At 63.3% G+C, this 21,317-nt stretch carries 20 protein-coding genes and 1 pseudogene; 13 read left to right on the top strand and 8 right to left on the bottom strand.

The annotated features are described in order from the left end of the window. Positions 1-17: 17 nt before the first annotated feature. Together R2669_RS10595 and R2669_RS10590 are read right to left on the bottom strand one after the other, a co-directional pair. Complete coding sequence (locus tag R2669_RS10595) at positions 18-1,520, bottom strand: GGDEF domain-containing protein (protein WP_316900010.1); 1,503 nt, start codon at positions 1,518-1,520, stop codon at positions 18-20. A 243-nt stretch (positions 1,521-1,763) separates the two neighbouring features. Further along, a complete protein-coding gene (locus tag R2669_RS10590; RefSeq protein ID WP_316900008.1) occupies positions 1,764-2,627 on the bottom strand; it encodes an SDR family oxidoreductase in 864 nt (287 codons plus the stop codon). A gap of 103 nt (positions 2,628-2,730) precedes the next feature. Between R2669_RS10590 and R2669_RS10585 the strand changes: the two genes are divergently transcribed. Further along, complete coding sequence (locus tag R2669_RS10585; RefSeq protein ID WP_316900007.1) at positions 2,731-3,624, top strand: LysR family transcriptional regulator; 894 nt, start codon at positions 2,731-2,733, stop codon at positions 3,622-3,624. A 14-nt stretch (positions 3,625-3,638) separates the two neighbouring features. Here R2669_RS10585 and R2669_RS10580 read toward each other — a convergent pair whose 3' ends face one another. Continuing rightward, positions 3,639-4,406, bottom strand: a complete 768-nt coding sequence (locus tag R2669_RS10580; protein WP_147216697.1) for a TetR/AcrR family transcriptional regulator — start codon at positions 4,404-4,406, stop codon at positions 3,639-3,641. Between the two features lie 207 nt (positions 4,407-4,613). On the opposite strand from R2669_RS10580, the gene R2669_RS10575 reads away from it, so the two are divergent. The 5 genes from R2669_RS10575 to R2669_RS10555 are packed head-to-tail and all read left to right on the top strand — an operon-like array spanning position 4,614 to position 11,187. Next, a complete protein-coding gene (locus R2669_RS10575; RefSeq protein ID WP_410003888.1) occupies positions 4,614-6,212 on the top strand; it encodes a bifunctional 3-(3-hydroxy-phenyl)propionate/3-hydroxycinnamic acid hydroxylase in 1,599 nt (532 codons plus the stop codon). 9 nt (positions 6,213-6,221) lie between these two features. Further along, the gene (locus R2669_RS10570; protein WP_316900005.1) at positions 6,222-7,292 is read left to right on the top strand and encodes a VOC family protein; all 1,071 of its coding nucleotides are present in this window, start codon (positions 6,222-6,224) and stop codon (positions 7,290-7,292) included. Between the two features lie 31 nt (positions 7,293-7,323). Then, positions 7,324-8,280: a fumarylacetoacetate hydrolase family protein gene (locus R2669_RS10565; RefSeq protein ID WP_316888405.1), complete on the top strand. Its 957-nt coding sequence runs from the start codon at positions 7,324-7,326 to the stop codon at positions 8,278-8,280. Beyond that, positions 8,277-10,241 carry an acyl-CoA synthetase gene (locus R2669_RS10560; RefSeq protein WP_316900004.1) on the top strand — a complete coding sequence of 655 codons (1,965 nt, stop codon included), beginning with the start codon at positions 8,277-8,279 and terminating at the stop codon, positions 10,239-10,241. Before R2669_RS10565 ends, R2669_RS10560 begins: the two co-directional genes overlap by 4 nt. Positions 10,242-10,299: 58 nt before the next feature. After that, entirely contained in the window at positions 10,300-11,187 is an 888-nt protein-coding gene (locus R2669_RS10555) for an OmpW/AlkL family protein (protein WP_147216706.1), read from the top strand. A 40-nt stretch (positions 11,188-11,227) separates the two neighbouring features. On the opposite strand, the gene R2669_RS10550 is transcribed toward R2669_RS10555, so the two are convergent. Both R2669_RS10550 and R2669_RS10545 read right to left on the bottom strand, forming a co-directional pair. Then, complete coding sequence (locus R2669_RS10550; RefSeq protein ID WP_147216708.1) at positions 11,228-11,512, bottom strand: hypothetical protein; 285 nt, start codon at positions 11,510-11,512, stop codon at positions 11,228-11,230. A 94-nt stretch (positions 11,513-11,606) separates the two neighbouring features. Beyond that, on the bottom strand, positions 11,607-11,951 hold the full coding sequence (locus R2669_RS10545) for a hypothetical protein (protein ID WP_316900845.1): 345 nt from the start codon (positions 11,949-11,951) through the stop codon (positions 11,607-11,609). Positions 11,952-12,580: 629 nt separating this feature from the next. On the opposite strand from R2669_RS10545, the gene R2669_RS10540 reads away from it, so the two are divergent. The 7 genes from R2669_RS10540 (at position 12,581) to R2669_RS10510 (ending at position 18,573) form a co-directional block, all read left to right on the top strand. Beyond that, a complete protein-coding gene (locus R2669_RS10540) occupies positions 12,581-12,811 on the top strand; it encodes an isochorismatase (protein ID WP_147216710.1) in 231 nt (76 codons plus the stop codon). Positions 12,812-12,893: 82 nt separating this feature from the next. Then, positions 12,894-13,148, top strand: coding sequence for a translation initiation factor 1 (locus R2669_RS10535; protein ID WP_147216712.1), 255 nt, complete (start codon positions 12,894-12,896; stop codon positions 13,146-13,148). 97 nt (positions 13,149-13,245) lie between these two features. Continuing rightward, on the top strand, positions 13,246-13,458 hold the full coding sequence (locus R2669_RS10530; protein WP_147216714.1) for a hypothetical protein: 213 nt from the start codon (positions 13,246-13,248) through the stop codon (positions 13,456-13,458). 498 nt (positions 13,459-13,956) lie between these two features. After that, a complete protein-coding gene (locus R2669_RS10525; RefSeq protein ID WP_316900843.1) occupies positions 13,957-14,856 on the top strand; it encodes a LysR substrate-binding domain-containing protein in 900 nt (299 codons plus the stop codon). A gap of 199 nt (positions 14,857-15,055) precedes the next feature. Further along, entirely contained in the window at positions 15,056-16,360 is a 1,305-nt protein-coding gene (locus tag R2669_RS10520; protein WP_147216757.1) for an MFS transporter, read from the top strand. Positions 16,361-16,369: 9 nt separating this feature from the next. Further along, positions 16,370-17,602, top strand: coding sequence for a CaiB/BaiF CoA transferase family protein (locus R2669_RS10515; protein WP_316900001.1), 1,233 nt, complete (start codon positions 16,370-16,372; stop codon positions 17,600-17,602). Next, a complete protein-coding gene (locus R2669_RS10510) occupies positions 17,599-18,573 on the top strand; it encodes a hydroxymethylglutaryl-CoA lyase (protein WP_316899999.1) in 975 nt (324 codons plus the stop codon). The genes R2669_RS10515 and R2669_RS10510 overlap by 4 nt, the downstream gene beginning before the upstream one ends. 127 nt (positions 18,574-18,700) lie before the next feature. Here R2669_RS10510 and R2669_RS10505 read toward each other — a convergent pair. The 3 genes and pseudogenes from R2669_RS10505 to R2669_RS10495 all read right to left on the bottom strand — a co-directional run. After that, positions 18,701-18,931, bottom strand: a pseudogene (locus R2669_RS10505) (MFS transporter); the annotation flags it as partial. 49 nt (positions 18,932-18,980) lie between these two features. Further along, the gene (locus tag R2669_RS10500) at positions 18,981-19,787 is read right to left on the bottom strand and encodes an oxidoreductase (RefSeq protein WP_147216719.1); all 807 of its coding nucleotides are present in this window, start codon (positions 19,785-19,787) and stop codon (positions 18,981-18,983) included. Between the two features lie 59 nt (positions 19,788-19,846). Further along, entirely contained in the window at positions 19,847-21,307 is a 1,461-nt protein-coding gene (locus R2669_RS10495) for an efflux transporter outer membrane subunit (RefSeq protein ID WP_316888387.1), read from the bottom strand. Positions 21,308-21,317 lie beyond the last annotated feature (10 nt).

Raw genomic sequence — 21,317 nt, 5'->3', positions numbered from 1 at the left:
GCGGCGCTCATGCGAGGCTAGATAGCCGTCGCGTAGTCAACGCGGTTGCGGCCCTTGCGCTTGGCTTCGTAGAGCGCATCGTCCGCAGCCTTGGTCAATGCGGTGAGCGACGCGAAGCTCGCGCGCCGTGCGGTCGCGCAACCGATGCTCACCGTGAAAGGGGCCAAGGCTGTGTCGCCGGGGCCGGCGCGGGTTCCTTCCACTTCGGCACGGATGGCTTCGGCGATGCGTGTTGCGCCGGTCTCGCCTGTATCGGGCAACAACACCACGAATTCCTCTCCGCCGTATCGAGCCGCGAGATCGCCGCGTCGTCGCGCATGCTTGGAAATGCAGTGGGCGAGATACTGCAGCGCGATGTCGCCCTGAGCATGGCCGTGCTCGTCGTTATAGCGTTTGAAATGATCGGCATCGACGAAGAGCACGGATAGGCGACTGTCATTGCGTTGCAGGCGGTCCCACTCGTTTTCCAGCGCGACATCCAGCGCGCGTCTGTTCTTCAGCCCGGTGAGCGGATCGGTTTGCGTAAGCTCCCGCAGGTGGGTTTCGGCCATGACGCGTCCACGCAGCGCAAATGCCAGGAGCCAGACGCCGGCGCAAAAGGCCAGGCTCACCGACAGCGACGACAGCCCGACGATCCATGACAGCCGCCGCCAGGCTGCAAGCGCATCGCTCATGGCCGGCGCGACCACGGCGATGAACGGTGTGCCCGGCACGCGTTGGAACGTATAGAGACGCAGCACGCCGTCGCTCGCAGATGGCGCCACATAGAAGCCGGACTCCTGGTTCACCATGCGCGGGAACGTCAGCGATTTGCTGAAATTGACCGCGCGGACTGCGCCCGGCGGCGGATTTCTTGCCACCAGCGTTCCGTCGGTCCGGACAATGGCCGTGACGCCGTGCGGCCCGATATCGAGCTTCTCAAGCAGCTGCTTGAAGTAATCGAGGTCGATGGCGACCAGCGCGGTGCCGGCAAAGGTCCCGTCCTGCCGGTTCATCCTCCGGCTCAGCGCAATGGCTTCCACGCCGCCGCGCGACCGCGCTTTGTAGGGCGCTGAGATATAGAGGCCAACGTTTGCATGGTCGCGATGGACGATGAAGTAGTCGCGGTCGCTGAAATCCCAGCGGTGCGTCGCCGAGCAGCAACCGTCAACGAGCCGGCCCTTCTCGTCGGTCACGCCCATGCCCGTGACATACCGCGCGGAAGCCGTCGGGTTGAACAGCAGATCGTGCAGGACCTCCGGATCGAGGTTTCGGATGCCGGGCTTGTCGAGCGCGGCAATCAGCATCAGCAACGACTGATCTGCCGATTCAACGGTGCGTGAGATGTGGCTTGCCAGAACGGCGGCGACATTCCGCGAGGTTTCGTGAGCGTGCTCGACGGCCGTTTCACGATTGGCCCACAGCGTCAGCACACTGATTGCCAGGACAATCAATGTCAGCAGCGTCCCGAGCGCCCCCACGACAAAGGGATGGTGGCCTGCCGATGTGGCCAGCCGTCGGGCGAGGAGGCGAAGAGGCATGTCGTGGTCTTGAGCGCGACGACAGACCGCACGTCTGCCCGTTTACCGAGGCGAACTGAGGTCGATCGAGGAGCGATATGGAGGCGTACGTGGCACGCCTTCACCGTTGGTAATCGACTCAAGACGGGAAAACTGCAGTGCAGCGGGCCTTTTTTTGTTGCCGGCCCGCTGCATTGGGCGGAGATGCAGGGAAGAGGGCTGGCGTCTGGCCTTCCTGCCAACCCGCCCACACCCGCATGCAGCTCAGTTGGCGAGCGCCGCGGCAAAGTCGCGATACGAACCCAGCGGCCGGCCGAGCAGGGTAGTCAGACGCTCGACATCGCCGGCTTGCGGAACCATGCCGTCGCTCACATAACGTTCGGCCATCAGGCGCATCTCGTAAGCCATCCATTTGGGCAGGAAGCTCGTCAGGTTGCTCTCGAATCCGGTCGGGTCGTCGCCGCCGTAGGCTACGGGGCGGCGGAGCGTTTCTGACCAGATCGACGCCAGTTCGGGGCCCGTCAGCGTATCAGGGCCCACGAGGTTGAGGATCTCGATCGGCAGCTTGCCCGGGGCTGCGTCCCGGCGGATCAGCTCGATGGCCGCGACTTCTGCGATGTCGCGCGTGTCGACCATCGCGACGCCCTTGCTGCCGATCGGCATCGGATAGACACCATGGTTGACGATGACGTCCTTGACCATGTGTTCGTTGTCCATGAAGTAGGCCGGACGCAGGATGGTGGCGCTGAAGCGCATCTGCTCGATCATGCGTTCAGCGCCGGACTTCACCGCAAAGTGCGGCACGTTCACGAAGCGCTCGGCGTGCATGACCGACAGATAGACGACGCGCTCCACGCCGGATTCGCGCGCCACGTTCAGCGCAATCAAGGCCTGCGTGAATTCGTCGCCTGCGACCGCATTGAGCAGGAACAGCGTCCGGACACCGGCGAAGGCACGCCGCAGCGAATCCAGATCCAGCATGTCGCCCTGCGCGACATTCACGCTGGCCGGAAAGTTGGCTTTTGACGGGTCGCGCACCAGCGCGCGTACGTCCGCACCGCGCTTGACGAGTTGATCGACGACTTGGCGGCCGACGCGGCCGGTAGCACCAGTAACGAGGATGGTCATGATGTTCACTCCTTGAGTGGGTTGGGTTCCCAGCTAAGGTAGGTGATCCATCTATGGTCCGGAAGATGCTATAAATAGACGCGGTATCTCACTGGTGGAACACATGGATTTGCTCGCGCTCGCCGATTTCAACCTGGTCGCCCGGCATGGAAGCTTTGGTGAGGCCGCCCGCGCGACGGGGCGACCGAAGGCCACGCTGTCTCGCCGGGTCTCGGAGCTGGAGGGCAGTCTTGACCTCCGATTGTTTGAGCGCGGATCACGCGGGCTCAAGCTCACCCAGGAAGGCCAGGCGCTGTATGAACGTACCGGCACGTTGCTCGCCGAGATTGCCGAGACCGCCGCGGCAATCGCATCGGGAAGCGAACGCCCGCGCGGCCGACTGCGCATCAGCGCGCCCATGCTGTTTTCCCAGATTGCGATGGGCAAGCTGGTGGCCACGTTCGCGTTGAAGTATCCCGACGTGCAGTTGGAGGTGACGACCGAAGACCGCGGCGTCGACATGATCGAGGAAGGGTACGACCTCGTGATTCGAGTCAACCCGGACCCGGACGAAAGCCTGATCGGACGCGTATTTCTGCGCGATCGCCTGGTCGTCGTGGCAAAGCCGGGACTTGCGCGGCCAACAGGCAAGAGCGCTGCGCCGGCCGTCCTGCGCGGCGCCGGCACGGGAAGCGCCGCCTGGGACATCACGGGGCCCAAGGGCAAGGCGCGCATCGCGATCAAGCCCGTCGCGCACTTGTCGTCGCTGATCATGGTGCGCGACACCGTCCGTCTTGGCGTGGGTGCCGCGTGCCTGCCCGTGTCCCTCGTGGCGCACGATCTGGAGGCCGGCGCGTTGGTGCATTGGGGCGATGTGGATGGCCCCGATATCGCGCTATGGGCGCTTTATCCTTCCCGGCGGCTGCTCAGCGCTCGTGTTTCCGCTTTTCTCGAGCACCTCAAAGACGCGTTCCCGACGGGCGAGCCCGAAGAGCTAGCGGCCTTTATCCGTTCCTGACTCGAGGGATCCGGTTATAGAGCCTCGGGGTCTCCGCGCATTTCCGGCAATGGGCGATGCGCGATCTCTTCTGCCTCGGCGTGGCTCAGCCCGAGCATGCGCAGCAGCGCGGATGCCGCCCGCTCCGGAAAATCGCTCTTGCTGTCGCTGAGGCTTGCCAGCAGCGTGGCCGCCGGCTCCGATTGCGCATCGATCTGCACGCCGACAGCCACGGCGGCGAGGACGGTGCCGCCAACGGAAATCAGGCTCATCAATGGATCGGGCGCGTCAAACCGACCTGCCGCGACGCCACGCCCGATATCGCGAAGCAGCCGCTGGCCAAGCCCGCGACTCAGGATGCGCGGCGAGAAGCCCTCGCGAATCAGGAACTGCCCCCACACCGGCTCACGTCGCGCGCGCAGCAGCGTGTGCCGCACCGATACGGCAATCACTTCGGCCGGGTCGGCAAGGCCCCCGGCAATCCGGTCCAGCGTGTCTGCGAACTCTTCGAACACCCAGTCCGTCAGCGCCAGGTAGATCGCCTCTTTCGATTCGAAGTGGTTGTAGAACGAGCCAAAGCCGACATCCGCGGCCTCGGTGATCTCGTTGATCGCAACGCCCTCCATTCCCTTCTCGGCCATCAGTTTGAGCGCCGCCTCTAACAGGCGCGAGCGTGTCTCGCGTTTGCGACGCGCTCCGCGCGGCTCCTTTTCTTCAATGGCGGTGGCCGCCGGCTTGGCCGCTGCAGCCGCTGTGGCGGATTTAGTGGCCTTGGCGGGGCGGGGGGTGGAAGTCCTGGGCATGGAGTCGAGTCGATGAAGCGGGGGTTAGAGTTTAACCTGATCAAAGTTGACAAATTTATCAGTTATGATTTGAATATCGAAAACGCCCACCCCAAGGGCGATACAAGAACAGGAGTTCGCGTGGAGACAGCTGCACATGAGGCGCAGGAAGCGCTTCCATTCACGCCCCGGTCATCCCAGGCCGTTGATTTGCCTTCCGCAGTCGACGTGCTGATCGTGGGTTTCGGCCCGGTAGGCGCCATGGCTGCAAATCTGCTGGCCCGATACGGCGTACGGGTGCTGGTCGTCGAGAAATCCACGGAGATCTTCATGGCGCCTCGCGCCATCGCACTCGACAACGAAGCGCTACGCATCCTGCAGATGGCGGGCATTGGCGAGCGCGAACTCGAGACCATTGCGATCCCGTTTGTGCGCATGCGCTCGCCGGTGTTTGGCGAATTCGCGCGCGTCAATACGCTCGGCGGCGCCGACGGCCATCCGAAGCTCGTCACGTTCTACCAACCCGATCTCGAGCGCAGCCTGCGGCGCCAGCTCCAGCAATACGACGGCGTGCACACCGCGCTGGGCGCCGAGTGCAACGGGCTTGAAGCCGCCGACGACCACGTCGTCGCTTCAGTCGCGTTGGCTTGCGGACAGACGCATCGCGTGCGTGCGCGCTACGTCATCGGCGCAGACGGCGCCAGTTCCGTCGTGCGTGGGATGATCGGCCAGGCGTTCAAGGGCAAGACGTTTGCCGAAGACTGGCTCATCGTCGATGCGCGCAACGTGCCGAGCCCGATCGACCACGTCGAGTTCCTCTGCAACCATCGTCGCCCGACGCCTCACATGACGGCCCCAGGCGGCCGCGAACGCTGGGAGTTCATGCTCAGCCCCGGTGAGACGCGCGCCGAAATGGAATCGGACGAACGCATCCGCACCTTGCTCAAGCCGTGGTGCAACGTCGACGACATCGTCATCGAGCGCAAGGCGGTCTATCGCTTTCACGCACGCGTGGTCGATACGTTCAGCAAGGGGCGGGTCTTTCTTGCCGGAGACGCAGCGCACATTACGCCGCCCTTCGTTGGACAGGGGCTTGTTGCTGGTCTGCGGGATGTGGCCAATCTCTGCTGGAAGCTGGCATGGGTCGTCCAGGGCCGCGCGGCGCCGGGCATTCTTGATTCGTACGATCGCGAACGCCGCCCGCATGCGAAGGCGATGATCAATCTCGCGAAGTTCATGGGCAAGCTCGTGATGCCGCGCAACGCAGGCATTGCGTTGCTCACGCACGGGCTCATGCGCCTTGTGCGCCTGGTTCCCCCGCTGCGCACGCAGCTCGAAGAACTCGGCATCAAACCGAAGAACGCGTTCGCACGCGGCCTGTTCGTCAATGGAAAGGGCGGCTCGCGTTTGCGCCGTGGCGCCGTGCTTGCCCAAGGCTGGGTGCGTGGCGCCGATGGCACGACCCGATTGAGCGATGACGTGTTTGGCGGCGCGCTCGCGTTGATCGGGTTTGGCCAAGACGTCAGCGCACAACTGGATGCCGGCACCGCCAACGCGTTTACCGCCGCGGGCGGGAAGGTGTTCCGAATCACGCATCGTGGGCAGCGCCTGCACGCCGTGCAAGGCGAGTCGTGGGAAGACCTTGAAGGGGTTTTTCTGCCGGGCTCCGTGCCCGTTGGCTGGGCCGCCGTCATCCGCCCTGATCGCACCATCGTCCATGACGGCCCGGCACAGGATGCCGCGCGCCTTGTACGAGAAAGCCTCGCATTGCTCGGCGCATCTGCCGGGCAGGCGTCTTCCCTGGCTCCTGTCGCACGCGCCGCTTGAGGTCTCACCATGAAACTTACGACTGCCCAACCTGCACGCCACCCACGCCCGACCACCAAGGCGATCGAACTGGCCTACCTGATCTTCGAGCGGCCGGACCTGACCAAGGCAGAGCAGTTCCTGACCGATTTCGGCCTGCACACCGTGGCGCGCGACGGCGAACGGCTGTTCATGCGCGGCACCAGTGCCGCCCCGTTCTGCTATGTCGTCCACAAGGCAGACACAGACCGCTTTGTCGGATTCGGCTTGCGTGTTGCCGACAGCAAAGACCTGGAAGCGCTCGCCCGCGTGCCGGGTGCATCGGGCGTGGAGCCGATCACCGCACCGGGCGGCGGACTGTGCGTACGCCTGCGTGACCCTTCCGGCTTTCGCGTCGACGCCGTCTGGGGCCAGGCGCCCGGCGGCACGCTGCCGCATCGTTCGGCAATGGCGCTCAATACGGCCGACAGCATCGTCCGCGTGAATGACACGCAGCGCGTTCAGGCGAAGCCGCAAGAGGTCATCCGCCTGGGCCACGTCGTGCTGGAAGTGGCCGACTACCAGGCCACGAGCGCCTGGTACACACAGCACTTCGGCTTCATTCCCAGCGATGTGCAGGTGCTGCCCGATGGCTCACCGGCGGTGGCGTTCATGCGGCTCGACCTGGGCGCAACGCCTGCCGATCACCACACGCTCGCACTCGCGCAGGGCTTCGCGCCGATCTACAGCCACAGCGCATTTGAAGTGATCGACGCCGATGCCATCGGCATGGGGCAGCGCATCCTGCGCGAACGCGGCTGGAAGCATGCGTGGGGCATCGGCCGGCACATCCTGGGCAGCCAGATCTTCGACTACTGGCAAGACCCCTGGGGCGACAAGCACGAACACTACTGCGACGGCGACATGTTCACCGCCGACCAGCCCACCGGTATCCATGCCGTGAGCCGTGAAGCGATGTCGCAATGGGGCCCTGTCATGCCGCGCAGCTTTACGAAACCCAAGCTCTCTCTGTCCAAGCTCGTCGCGCTGCTGCGCAACCTGCGCAACAGCCCCGACCTGACTGTCGGCAAATTGCGCACGCTGGCCAAGCTTTTCGCGTAACCCTTCCTTTACCGACAGCCCCGATACGCCCATGGCACTGAATGTCCTCCATTACCGATACCAGGGTCGCGCCCAGTGGGGCGTGATCCGCGCCGGCATGATCACGCCCATTCCGGGCGATTTCCCGACCACCGCGGCGTTTCTCCAGTCCAACACGGTGGAAGCGCTTTCGGGGTTGGCCGGCACCGCCATCAAGGTGTCTGAGGTCGAAATCCTTTCGCCGGTCACGCGCAATCAGCAGTTCGTCTGCCTGGGTGCGAATTACCGCCAGCACATGATCGAATCGGGCATGAACCCGGATGCAAAGCACTTCAACATGGTGTTCACCAAGGCGCCGGGCTGCATCGTGCCGGCCACGTCCGATGTGGTGCGGCCCCGTCACGTGCGGTTTCTCGACTACGAGATCGAGCTGGGCCTCGTCATGAAACGCGATGTGACGACACGCGAGTCCGTCACGGAAGCCAACCTGCATGACTACGTGGCGGGCATCGTCATCGTCAACGACTACTCGGCGCGCGACATCCAGATTCCGCAGATGCAGTTCTACAAGGGCAAGAGCTATCGCACGTTCGGCCCGGTGGGCCCGTACCTGTGCCTGTTGCAGAAAGACGACTTCGGCCGGCTGCGCGATCTGCAACTGAGGCTGGCCGTCAACGGTGTGATCCGGCAGAGCGATTCCACCGCCAACCTCGTCCACAGGCCCGCAGAAACCTTGACCGAGCTATCGGGCGTTCACGACCTGCACGCCGGTGACCTGATCGCCACGGGCACGCCCGCGGGCTGCGCGCTGAGCGTGCCGTCCCCCGCCAAGCAGCGCATCGCCGCGCTGTTGCCGGAAGCCACCAAGTGGCGGATGTTCATGAAGGTGCAGGCTGCGCGCCCGCAATACCTGAAGCCCGGCGACGTTGTCGAAGCGCGCATCTTCAGCGCAGACAGCGAGATCGACCTCGGCACGCAACGCAACCGCGTGGTGGAAGACGCAGCATGAACGGCATTGCAAACCAGGGCGACATCCTCGCCATTGAAGCGCGGGGAATGCCCGCAGACCTACCGACCAGTACGTACGAAATGATCCGGCGCGGCGCCGCCATCAACCCGTCTGCACCAGCGCTCTCGTTCTTCCTGCGCGCGGCGGATCATCGCAAGGCGCAGACGTGGACGTATCGCGAGCTCGTGCGAGACATCACGCGCACGGCCAACCTGTTCACGCGGCTCGGTATTCGTCGCGATGAAGTGGTGGCCTACGTGCTGCCGAACCTGCCGGAAACGCATTTCGTGATCTGGGGCGGCGAGGCGGCGGGCACGGTCTGCGCCATCAACCCGCTGCTTGAAGGGCCCGCCATTGCCGATCTGCTGAAGGCTGCCGGCGCGCGCGTGCTGGTTACGCTGGCGCCGTTTCCGGGCACCGATCTGTGGCCGAAGGTGCAGCGCATTCTGGGCGAGGTGGCATCGCTCGAGCATCTGGTGCTCGTCAACCTGGCCGACCGTGTGCGCGGGCCCAAGGGTTGGATGGCGCGGCTCGTGCAGCGCAGGGAATGCAAGCGCCTCCATGGCCGGGAAGGTGTGCGTGCCGCCGTGCCGCGACATATCCAGCTTCACGATTTCGGCCGGGCGATGGCGCGCGAATCCGGCGCAACGCTGGCGTTTCCGCGGGTCTTCAATGTGGGGGATACCTCTTCATATTTCTGCACGGGCGGCACCACCGGCCTGCCCAAGATTGCCATGCGCAGCCATGGCAACGAGGTGGCCAATGCGTGGGCCGCAGGCCAGTTCCTCGGCAACAGCGTGGGGCCCGGCAAGACCATCTTCTGCGGGTTGCCTCTGTTTCATGTGAACGCCGTGCTGGCGACCGGTCTTCTGCCGTTTTCCAAGGGCGCGCACGTAGTGCTCGGCACGCCCCAAGGCTATCGCGGCGAGGGTGTTGTCGCGCGCTTTTGGGAGATCGTCGAGCGCCATCGCATCAACTTTTTCAGCGCGGTGCCGACGTTGTATGCGGCGTTGCTCGATGTGCCCGTTGGCAAGCACGACATCGGCTCGCTGCAGTACGGCCTGTGCGGTGCGGCACCCATGCCCGTAGAAGTCTTTCGCACGTTCCAGCAGCGTACCGGCGTCAAGATTCTGGAGGGCTACGGCCTGACCGAAGGCACGTGCGTGAGCAGCGTCAACCCACCGCTGGGCGACCGGCGACTCGGCTCCATTGGCCTGCGTGTGCCGGGCCAACTCATGAAGGCCATAGTGCTCGGTGAAGACGGCCGGTATCTGCGTGATTGCACTACCGACGAAGCTGGTGTCCTCGTCATCTCGGGCCCGAACGTCTTCGGCGGCTACGTGCAGCCCGAGCACAACAAGGGACTGTGGATCGACCTGGGCGATGGCCGGGCGTGGCTCAACACGGGCGATCTCGGCCGCATGGACGGTGACGGCTATTTCTGGCTGACCGGCAGAAAGAAGGAACTCATCATCCGTGGCGGCCACAACATCGATCCGGCCACCATTGAAGAGCCGCTGCACCGGCACCCGGCTGTGCAGATCGCGGCGGCCATCGGGCGGCCCGATGCACATGCCGGCGAGCTGCCCGTGGCGTACGTCCAGCTCAAGCCCGGCGCCACGGCCAGCCACGAAGAACTAGCCGACTTCGTGCGCGAAACCATCCTTGAGCGCGCTGCGCAGCCAAAGCAAATCCACATCGTTGATGCCATGCCGCTCACGGCGGTGGGCAAGATCTTCAAGCCCGCGCTCAAGCGCATGGAAACCGCCGATGCCTTGCACTGCGCGCTGCGCGACGCAGGCATCGAGGGCGTGCGCCTCGTGCTGGATGAAGACAAGACTACCGGCATCTCGGTACGTGCGGGCCTGCGCGACCCGGCATCGCACGATGGCGTGGCGGCCGTCCTTGGCCGATTCCCGTTTTCGTTTTCCATCTCGTCAGACGGAGGCGCGCCTCCCTAGTCCGTCACGCCCCAGCCTGCCTTAGCCAATACAACGATTCCAAAACAGGAGACACACCATGGCGCACTTCACTCTGCGCTCCGCCCCCGCTCGTTCTTTTTTTGCCGTGGCGGCCGCCATCGCAATGGCAGCTCCCGTGGCACATGCCCAATCCAACGAAGCGCAGGCCGCCAGCGATGGCAGCTTCTTTGACCGCTACATCCGCGGGCGCAACGTGCTCTCGGTTGGGGTGCTTCATATTCATCCCACGGATTCGTCAACGCCGCTGTCCACCTCGACCAGCGCGCTGGGCCTGGGCACCTATGAATCGCCTGGCACCAGCGCCAAGACGGGCAGCTCAACCACGCTGTCACTCACGCAGACGTATTTCGTCAACGACAACTGGGCCGTTACGGCGGTCGGCGGCATCCCGCCCACCACTGACATCTACGGTCGCGGCAAGGTCATCGCGCCGGTGCCGGCGCTTGGCAACCTCACGCTCATTGATCTGGGACTGCCGAAGAACAACCCGGTCGCATCTGCCCGTGCGTGGAATCCTGCGCTCATTGGGCAGTACTACTTCGGCACCGCGCAGAGCAGGCTGCGGCCGTTCATCGGCGCGGGCGTCAGCTACAACTTCTTCACCCAACTGCGCCTGAACCCGAATTTCGTCAGCGCGATGCAGAACCTCGGCCAAGTCCTGCAGCTGGGTATGGGCCAGATCCCGACCGGCCCCGCCAAAGTGTCGGCAGCGACCTCCAGTTCCTGGGCGCCAGTCGCCAACATCGGCATGTCTTACGAGTTCGCCCAGAACTGGACGCTGGTCGGCACCGTCGCCTATCTGCCGCTCAAGACCACTTCGACCATCACGCTGCGCAGCCAGGAAGGCCAGGTGCTGGCCGTCAACAAGACGGTGATCAACGTGAAGCCGGTCGTCTTCAGCCTGAATGTTGGATACCGGTTCTAGTGGGTCGCCCACCACTGCGTAACTACGTGAAGGGATGCAGTTACAGGGAATGCAAGGGCAGGCCAGGCACAAATCCATCAATGATGTCTTCGGCCATCTTCGCGGCAGCGCGTTTTGCCGTCCCGATGCTGTCCCATTGGGTGGCCAGCAGTGGGAAGATCCGGGAGCGTTCGGTACTCGGTGGCTGCCCTTCCTCGCAGATCAGCACGGAGGCACTGTAAGACCGATCAGGACGAGGCTCATGCCATTCACGGGGCGGATCGAACAGATAGATGAGGGGGTAAACATCGAACCCCTTGTAGCGGCAAATCGGATAGGCATCCACGGCAATCTCCGTTGAAAGGGGTAGCCCACTGTACGCTCTTTGTGCCGGCTTCGTTGAACTATCCACGAATAACCAAATGCGGACGAAGCGGCGTCTATGCGTGACGTGATCCCGCCGGTCTGAGATCGCCTTCCCAAGGCTGCACGCGCATGTCGAGCGTATGGTCGCCCTGCGCAGTTTTCGCGTGAAGACTGTCTCGAATCACTTGCCCGATGGCCAGCCGACACAAGGCTTCAATGCTGCCCCTGGCTGCGGCCGCAAGATCCGGGGCGCTTGCCAACAGCCTGAAGGACCGCCTTCCTTCACCCACGAAACTGGTGAACTGCACGCAGTTCGGCTCCCCATCGCGGATAAAACCGACCGTGATGGAATACGCCATGCTCTTTGCCGCGCCGGGGAGGGTGCAGAGAAAGCTGGTCTTACCAGAGGCATGCGTCATCTTGTTTCCTGGCTGGTCATGCAAGGTGGGGCGCCCATTCCAGACGCGGTGAATGTGATTCACGCCGCGAGTCGCCACATCAGCACGCAAGAGCGCCCAGGTGCGGAAACCCATGCTTTCGTACTGAACGACGCAAGAACCGTAGTGCTGCGGCCGGGCTCACTCTACTCCGATCAATGCGCGGCGGCATGACGATCTTTCGAAGTGCGGCATAGGATGCTGCGTGTGCTCAGCAGCGGGGTAAGCCAATGCCGCTCGCGACGAGCGAGGTTGCGAGAAGCTGTTACCATGCGCAACCTTTGCCCATCGTTCAAATGGATCGGGCAGGGTGCCCAGCAAGACAACACACTAAGCGCTGGCCACCCGTCGGGCGTACACCCGAATCATCTTGGGCCATGCGGCCCATCACCTACCTGACCGGCGGTTTATCCGCTCCGTATGCAGCGCGTATGTACTGGCGCGCCGGCCTACGCAAGTACGGTCACCTCGTTTCCAATCGCTTGCGTCATGCATTTGTATGCGTGCTCCAAGGCGTTGGCCCTACCCATCGTGGCGTAGTGCATCGGCAGGAATTGGATTGCCCAAGCGCTCCACACCTGCATCAGCGCTCGCCCGAACCTAGCACTGTATTGAACAAAGTCGACTCCCCGTACACGGTATCCGTGTACCCAATTGAACAAGAACCCGGCGTCTGGTTTGCCACCTATCTCATCAACGAGTACCGGGATGGCACGGAACGTCTTCTGGCCAACGTCTCGATGCGCCACAACGTGCATGGCACCGAAGCCCTCGCGAGGAATGCCGCGCGGCTTGCCGGAAGAGCAGCCATCGCACGCCTGACGCACCGCCACACGAACTGAACCACGCAAGCCGCCCTAGGGCGGCTTTTTCGCTTGCGGCGACGGCAGGCGCAACTCCGAAGTCAAAGGGAAGGAAATCACCATGTCTGCCAGTGAAGAGTGGGAAGAGCTGCATCTGACGCCCCAGGGGTGGAAAGATGGCAGCTATCGGCACGTACCGGGTGATGCGGTCATCGTCACGCCACCGGCCGATGATGTACTGACGGTGCGCAGGCATGTGGCTGCCGTCTATGGCGGCCCCTCACGCGTGACGGAAGACAGAACGCCGCGCACCGATGACATGAGCCAGATCGAGCAATTGCTGTTGAAGTACGGCGGCCCTGTGTTTGGCGTCTAGCCGAAGACGATGTTGACGAACGCGTAGCCTAATGCCAAGGCGCTTCCCTTGGCGCCCGCCCCATATCAGGCCCACGTTACTTAAGAGAGGAGTTGGCATGACACTTTGCCGCGATTGCCTTGCGATCGAAGTCCACCGACTTGGTGCGCCAGGCCATGCTTTCCTGAGAATCACTGACACGCAGCGCATCAAAGCCTCCAAGACTTCCGCCGTCACGGTGAGCACGTTCATATGCCGCACGTGCGGCGCGAACTGGACCTATCGCGAAGGGAAAAACGTGCCGAATCCGGGATGGTCCCTCGATGATTAGGCACTGCATTGCCGACGCCATTGCGCCATGGCATCGCCTCGCTCCGCTCGTGCGTTCCAAGGCGCGCGATCAATCAGGGGCGTCTGTGGCTCGAACATGGACGGTCAAGCGTCGACGTCGAACCCCGGAGGGCGGCATGCGAGTCTCAAACCGTCGCATTCCGCAGTCTGAGCTCCAAATTTCCGACCTCCGAGAGACGCCTTCCACCCTCTGACGGTTGAGCGTCGGCCTCAACGGGACAACGTCGACCCTTTGACGGCGAAGCACGGGTCTCCGAGGTCCGATGGGTCGGATGTTTCTGGCCCGCGTTTGGACCTCGGAGGGCCATGCGCGGGTGTTTGACCGCGGAATGTCGCGCTCACACACCCGACATCGAATGTTTGAGATCGACGAGCGCCTCACCAGAGGTTCAGCATGCGGTGTTTTGCGAGACGGTAGCGTTGTCGGCACGGCCGGCTATACCATCCGCTGAGCAAGACCCATCAATCTGCTGCCATGATCAACCCACACCGCATCGATTTTGTTTCTCTGTCGCTGTTCGCTTTGGTGGCGCGCACCGGCAGCATCAGCAAGGCGGCCACATTGGCGCATCTGGCGGTCGGCGCTGCGAGCAAGCGGATTTCCGATCTGGAGGTCGGGATGGGCGCGCCGCTGTTGGAGCGCCATTCGCGGGGTGTGACGCTCACGGTGGCCGGCCAGGCGCTCTACCGCCATGCGCAGCGCATCCTCGCGGACGTCGATCTGCTTGCCGCCGAGTTGTCGGACTTCACCTCGGGCATCGTAGGCGTCGTGCGGCTGTGGGCGAATACCTCTGCGGTGACGCAATTCCTTCCACAGCAGCTGGCAACGTTCACGCAGGCCAATCCGGGCATCCGCATCGAGCTGGAAGAGAAGAACAGCAGCGATATTGTGCTGGCGGTGCTCGACGGCCGGGCTGACGTCGGCATCTTTGCAGACCGTACGCCGACGCTCGGCCTGCAGTGTCTGGATTACCGCGAAGACCATCTCGGGCTGGTCGTGCCCAAGCAACATCCGCTTAGCCGTCGCAGAGAGCTTCATTTGGCGGAAGCCCTCGACTACGATTTTGTCAGCCTGTCAGAGGGGACATCGCTGGCCGAACGCTTACAGACCGAAACCGAGGCCATGGGGCGTCGCCTCAAGCTGCGCATTCGCGTGCGAAGCTTCGACGCAATGTGCCAGATGGTCGCCGCCGGGATGGGTGTCGCCGTGCTTCCCTTGCAGGCCGTGCGTGAGCTGGTGCGCTCAATGCAGCTGCGCCAGATCGCGCTCAAGGATGACTGGGCCCAGCGAAGCCTGTTGCTGGGCCTGCGTGACATCAATGCGGTGCCACGCCACGTCCGCACATTGATCGAGCATCTGAGGTCGACCACCCCGTAGGTTCCTAAGCCGCTTTCGCGTTTCGTGAAAGCTCGGTTCTCGCATTTGTTCTTCTGCCGCGGCCCGGCCGCAACCAGAATGCCTGCACGCGCCATTCAGAGCGCACCCCAACGATGCAGGTTGCCAGCCTCACCCATGTGAGCGCCCCGTCGCCTGACATCGGCATCCACAGGAGACAACGATGGCTGGCACGGAAACCATGCCGCTTCAGGCGGCCACACCACCAACGCAAATCGACGAAGCGCGCATCGTCAGCAAGATAGCGTGGCGCGTCATGCCACTGATCATGGTGTGTTATCTGTTCGCGTTCTTTGATCGCATCAACATCAGCTTTGCCAAGTTTTCATTGCAGACCGACCTGGGTCTGAGCGACACGGCATACGGGCTCGGCGCCGGGCTGTTCGTCGTGGGCTATGTGCTGTTCGAGGTACCGAGCAACCTCATGCTGTACAAGGTGGGCGCCCGTCGGTGGATTGCCCGCATCATGGTTTCGTGGGGCATTGCCACCGCGCTGATGGCGTTTGTGCAAACCGAATGGCAGTTCTATGGGCTGCGCTTCGTGATTGGTGCGATGGAGGCAGGTTTTGCTCCGGGCGTCCTGTACTACCTGACGATCTGGTTCCCGGCGGCTTACCGCGGCCGGATGACCTCCATGCTGTTCCTGGCATCTGCGTTTGCAGGGCTGCTTGGGGCGCCTGCATCGGGCCTGGTGCTTTCACACATGGACGGTGTGCTTGCCATGCGCGGCTGGCACTGGTTGTTCCTGGTGGGCGGGCTGCCTTGCGTGCTTCTTGGATACATCGTCTTCAAGGTGCTCAAGGACCGCATTGAAGATGCCCGTTGGCTTGCGCCGGAGGAGCGTGCGCTGCTGAGCGCCAACATCGCGCGGCAGAACCGCGATATAGCCGGCCACTCGCTGATCGGTGCGTTGAAGACGCCGGGTTTCCTCATGCTCGGGCTGATCTACTTCCTGATCCAGGTGAGTTCGTACGGCCTGAACTTCTGGGCGCCGCACATGATTCGCACGTCAGGTATCACCAACCCCACCACCATCGGTCTGCTAACGGCTGTGCCCTACCTGTGCGGGGCGATCACCATGGTCGTCGTAGGCCGTGTGTCAGACCGTACGGGCGAACGCCGCAAGTTCGTGATTGGGCTGATGGTGCTGGCTTCGGTGGGATTCTTCAGCGCCGGCATTTTCGACAAGCAGACCGCCATGCTGGTCCTGGCCCTCGCGATGATGGGCGCGGGCGTGGTGGCCGCGATTCCCGCGTTCTGGGCGCTGCCTCCCAAGCTCGTCGCAGGCGCCGGGGCAGCAGCCGGCATCGCCCTCATCAACACGCTAGGTCAACTGGGCGGCATCGTGAGCCCGGTGGTCGTCGGACGAATCAAGGACATGGCGGGCAGCACCACGCCGGCGCTTTACCTGATTGGCGGCCTCGGGCTTGTGTGTGCGGCCATCCTGACGTTCGCGATGCCAGCCCAGCTGCGCGCCAAAGACTGAGGTAGAGAGATGCAACAACAACACGTGCAATCCGGTAACGAAATCCATTGCGCTCCCATGGCACTCCAAGGGGTGCGCGTCATCGAGATGGGGCAATTGATCGCGGGGCCCTTTGCTGGCAAGACGCTGGGCGAGTTCGGCGCCGAGGTGATCAAGATCGAGCCACCCGGCGCGGGCGACCCCCTGCGCAACTGGCGCATGCTGAAGGACGGCACCTCCGTTTGGTGGCAGGTGCAGTCCCGAAACAAGCGCTCGGTGGCGCTCGACCTGCGCAACCCGGAAGCGCAAGAGATCGCGCGAGAACTGATTGCTTCAGCCGATGTGCTCATTGAGAATTTCCGCCCCGGCACGCTGGAAAGCTGGGGGCTAGGCTGGGATGTGCTGTCGGAACTGAACCCGGGCCTGGTGATGTTGCGTATCTCTGGCTACGGGCAGACGGGGCCATACCGTGATCTGCCCGGGTTCGGCGCCATTGGCGAAGCCATGGGCGGCCTGCGTCATCTCACCGGCGAGCCGGGCCGCATACCTGTGCGGTGCGGCATCTCCATTGGCGACACGCTCGCCGCGTTGCACGGCACGATCGGCATCCTCACGGCGCTGTACCACCGCAAAGTGAACGGCGGCAAGGGCCAGGTCATCGACGTGGCTCTGAACGAGGCTGTGCTCAACGTCATGGAAAGTCTGATCCCGGAGTACAGCGCGTTTGGTGCCGTACGAGAGGCTGCCGGCAGTGCGTTGCCAGGCATCGCACCGTCAAATGCCTATCGGTGTGTGGACGGCTATATCCTCATCGCTGGCAATGGTGACAGCATCTTCAAGCGCCTGATGCACACCATCGGGCGCACCGATCTCGCGGACGATCCTGCCTTTGCCAATAATGCGGGCCGTGTCGCTCGGGTTGAAGAACTTGATGGCGCCATTGGCAGCTGGACGGCATTGCGAACGGTCGAAGAGGCGTTGCACCTGCTGGCTGAAGCGCGCGTACCGGCCGGGAAAGTCTATACCGCCAAGGACATCGTTGAAGACCCGCACTACCGTGCACGGGACATGATCCTCTCGCAGCGCACCCGTGAAGGGGACACGTTGGAAGTGCCGGGCGTGGTCCCGAAATTGGAGGGCACACCGGGCACCGTTCGCACCGCTGCGCCACGATTGGGAGAGGACACGACTGCGGTGTTGCGAGAACTCGGCATCGCCGATGATCAGATCGACGTGCTGCGGAACAAAGGAGTCATCGCATGACTGCCTGGAACGGGAATCGCCGCCGCATCCACATCCAAGAGGTCGGCACGCGGGATGGATTGCAGGCCGAATGCACCTTTGTACCCACTGAAGAAAAGATTGCGCTGATCGATGCGCTGTCCTCTTTGGGCCTCGCCAAGATCGAAGTCACCGGATTCGTTTCGCCCAAGGCCATTCCCGTCCTGGCTGACGCGGAGGCCGTGATGAAAGGCATCCGTCGCGTGCCGGGCACGGTGTACAGCGCGCTCGTGCCGAACGTGCGGGGCGCCGAGCGTGCGATCGACTGCGGGGCGGATGAGGTGAACCTTGTCATGTCGGCCACCGAAACGCACAACCTCGCAAATTTGCGCATGACCCGTGAGCAGTCGTTTGGCGGGCTGCGCGAAGTGGCTGCGTTGGCTCGCGGGGCTGGCGTTCGCGTCAATGTCTCGCTCTCATGCGCATTCGGCTGTCCGATGGAAGGCGAAGTCGAGATGGCGACCGTGCTGGACTGGGCGGAGCGCTTTCACACGCAGTTGGGCGCCGACAGCATCACGCTGTGCGATACCACCGGGATGGGGTATCCCACGCAGGTGAACACGCTTGTGCGAGCGTTCCGTGAGCGATGGGCCGATGCCGCGTTGACGCTGCACTTCCATAACACCAGAGGCATGGGGCTCGCCAATGTGCTGGCGGCAATCGAGGCCGGCGCAGACCGCTTCGACGCTTCACTGGGTGGCATTGGTGGCTGTCCGTACGCACCTGGCGCCACCGGGAACATCTGTACCGAAGATACCGTGCATGCGCTTGAACTGATGGGCTACGACACGGGAGTCGACCTGGCCGGTCTGGTGGCGGTATCGCGTCGCCTTCCTGCGCTGCTGGGGCATGACACGCCAAGTCAGGTCGCTAAAGCCGGGCAACGGCTTCAACTGCATCCTGCTCCGCACGACCTCGAGGCGATACGAGCGCGAGCAGAGGCGCGAATCTGACAAGGTACTCAGCGCAATCCCGTCAGCCGTTTGCTGTTGGGGGGAGGCAGGCTCCGCTGTCGGAGCTTGCGTGTCCGCCTCTTCGACGGCATTGCTCAATAGGGCTTGAGCACTGTACAGGCGCGTGGGTATAGGCATTCAGCACCCAGGAAAGGTCGGCCGCAGTGGCTTGCGGAAATCCTGCACGTAATGCGCTGAACGCAGCAAACAGCATCGTGCCGTCCATCGAAACCAGGAACACCGCAACGCTGGCCACCCCGAACACTGGCCAAGGGGATGCGGTGTCGAGGTGTGCATTGGGCAAAATCGAAGCGTTCGCGGCAGAAGCCGCGGCTGCTGAGCTGTCTGGATTCGTCATTAGGCTCTTCCGATAATGTGTGAGCCGGATCTGCTTCGGGCAACACGTTTCAGGAGAGCCCGAACGTCTTGCGCAGACTTGAGTCGACCGGTCCTGCCGGCATGAAACGGCGCAGCTTGCTCAGAAGGGATGCTTCGCCTTTGGGGGTAAGGCGCATCTTCCATGCCCCCAGTGCAGCATCGACGATGGTGCTTGCGACACCATCGGGGTCCGGCGCCTTCTGGACGCTTTTTTGAATGGCCTGTGAAACAACACCACGCTCCGCGTCATAGGCCGCGACTTTGGAAGCCGCATGGGGCGCGTTGGTATCCAGGCTGGTCTTGGTGAATGAGGGTTCCACAAGCGAGACACGAATGCCGAACTTGCGCACCTCGTGGTCCAGCGTCTCGGACATTCCCTCCACTGCGTGCTTAGATGCCGAATAGAGGCCCATGTAAGGCGCCGGCAGAAAGCCCAGCACCGAGCTGATGTTGACGATGCGTCCAGAACGCTGCGCCCGCATATGCGGCAATACGGCTTGCGTGGTACGCAGGATGCCGAACACGTTGGTGTCGAATAGGGTCTGTGCTTCGGCAACCGATGTTTCCTCAGTTGCGCCGAGCAGGCCCACACCAGCGCTGTTGACCAGCACATCGATGCGGTCCGCTCGCCTGATGATGGTATCGACACCGTGCCGAACCGAGGCTTCATCGCGGACATCCATCTGGATCAGTTCAACGCCGGCGATTGGCTGTGTTCTTGCGAGGTTGCGTACGGTGCCGAACACTCTGCAGCCTCGCAGGGCAAACTTTGCAGCGGTGGCACGGCCGATGCCCGAGGACACGCCGGTGATCACGACAACTTTGGAATTCGACATGGCAGCTTCTTTGTGTATGGGTGAGTGGGGCTTGCGGTAAATGGGTTCTTCAGTGCGCGCTATTGGCTGGCAATTGCGGTCGATGTATCGGGCTGCCAGCCACCACCCAGCGCCTTGAAGGCGGCGACGGCGGCGCGTGCCGATTCGGTTTGCGCTTGCGCGCGCGCATCCGATGCACGCAGCAAGCTTTCGTCGGCTTGCAGGACTTCGATCAGGCTGACGACGCCTTTTTGGTACGCGGCAAACGAAGCGTTCCGCGCGCGGCTGAGCGAATCGACGCCTTGCGTGAGCACGGCGGTCTGTTCCTCGCGCTTGACCAGTGCAGAGAACGCGTCTTCCACGTCTTCCGTGGCGCGCAGCACGGCGAGCCGGTATGCGGCCAGCATCTCGGCTTCCTGGGCTTTGGCCTGATCGATCTGCGCATTGATGCGACCGAAATCAAAGAGGCGCCAGCGCAGGCCGAGCACGCCAGCAAACTGACTGGCGCCACTGCCGAATAAGCTGCCGGCGCCCACCGATGTGGCGCTACCCAGCAGGCCGCTAAGCGAGAACTTCGGGTAGTACTCTGCAATGGCAACGCCGATGCGCGCGTTGGATGCCTCCAGGCGACGTTCAGCAACGATGAGATCCGGCCGGCGCCTTAGCAACTCGCTTGGCGATCCATTGATGGCGATCTGCGGCGCGGCCGGAATGTCGGCGTCTTGCGCAAGCTCCGTCCGATGTGTACCCGGCAGCGCGCCGAGCATTACGTCCAGTGCGTTCATCGCCGCGTGGAGGCCCGTCTCAAGCTGCGGGATGGACGCGCGCACCTGAGCGAGCGCGCCCTCTGCCTGCCTGACTTGAAGCTCGGCAGCCAGCCCCTTGCCGTATAGCAGGTTGATGGTGGAGAGCAATTCCTCCTGTGTTTGCACCTGGTGACGGGCCACCTTCAGGCGCGTTTGCAAGCCGCGGATGGTGATGTAGATATCAGCGGTCTGCGCGGCCACTGCCAGCCGTGTGGCGACTGCGCCTGCCCGGGAGGCCTGATAGTCGGCCAATGCTGCCTCTCGGCCACGGCGCAGTCCGCCGAATACGTCCAGTTCCCAGCTTGCGTTGACGTCGGCCTCGAACGCGTTGCCGTAGCGGTCGAAGCCCGGCCTTGCATTCAATACGCGGCCTAGAGGCGTTTCGACGGACTGATATGCACGCGCCGCTTGGCCTGTGACATTGCCCGAGGGCAGCAACGCGGCGTTGGCCGCACCCAGACCAGCGCGCGCTTGTGTAACACGGGCGAAGGCTTGGGCGAGGTCCAGGTTCTGTTCCAACGCGAGTTGAACAAACCGTGTGAGCTGCGGATCGCCAAAACCGGCCCACCACGCGGACAGATCCGCTGGACCATGGGCGGGCCGTTGCTCGACCGAGGTCTGACCCAGGAATCGATCGGGAACCGGCGCCTCCGGCTTCACATAGTTGGGGCCGACAGCGCACCCTGTGGCCAGGCCGGCAACGAGAAGGGCTGCAAGGGAGTGTTTTGGCAACATGGCGACGTCC

The organism is Ralstonia edaphi (assembly GCF_958350185.1).
GTDB lineage: Bacteria > Pseudomonadota > Gammaproteobacteria > Burkholderiales > Burkholderiaceae > Ralstonia > Ralstonia edaphi.
This window is presented reverse-complemented; position numbering and strand designations above follow the sequence as displayed.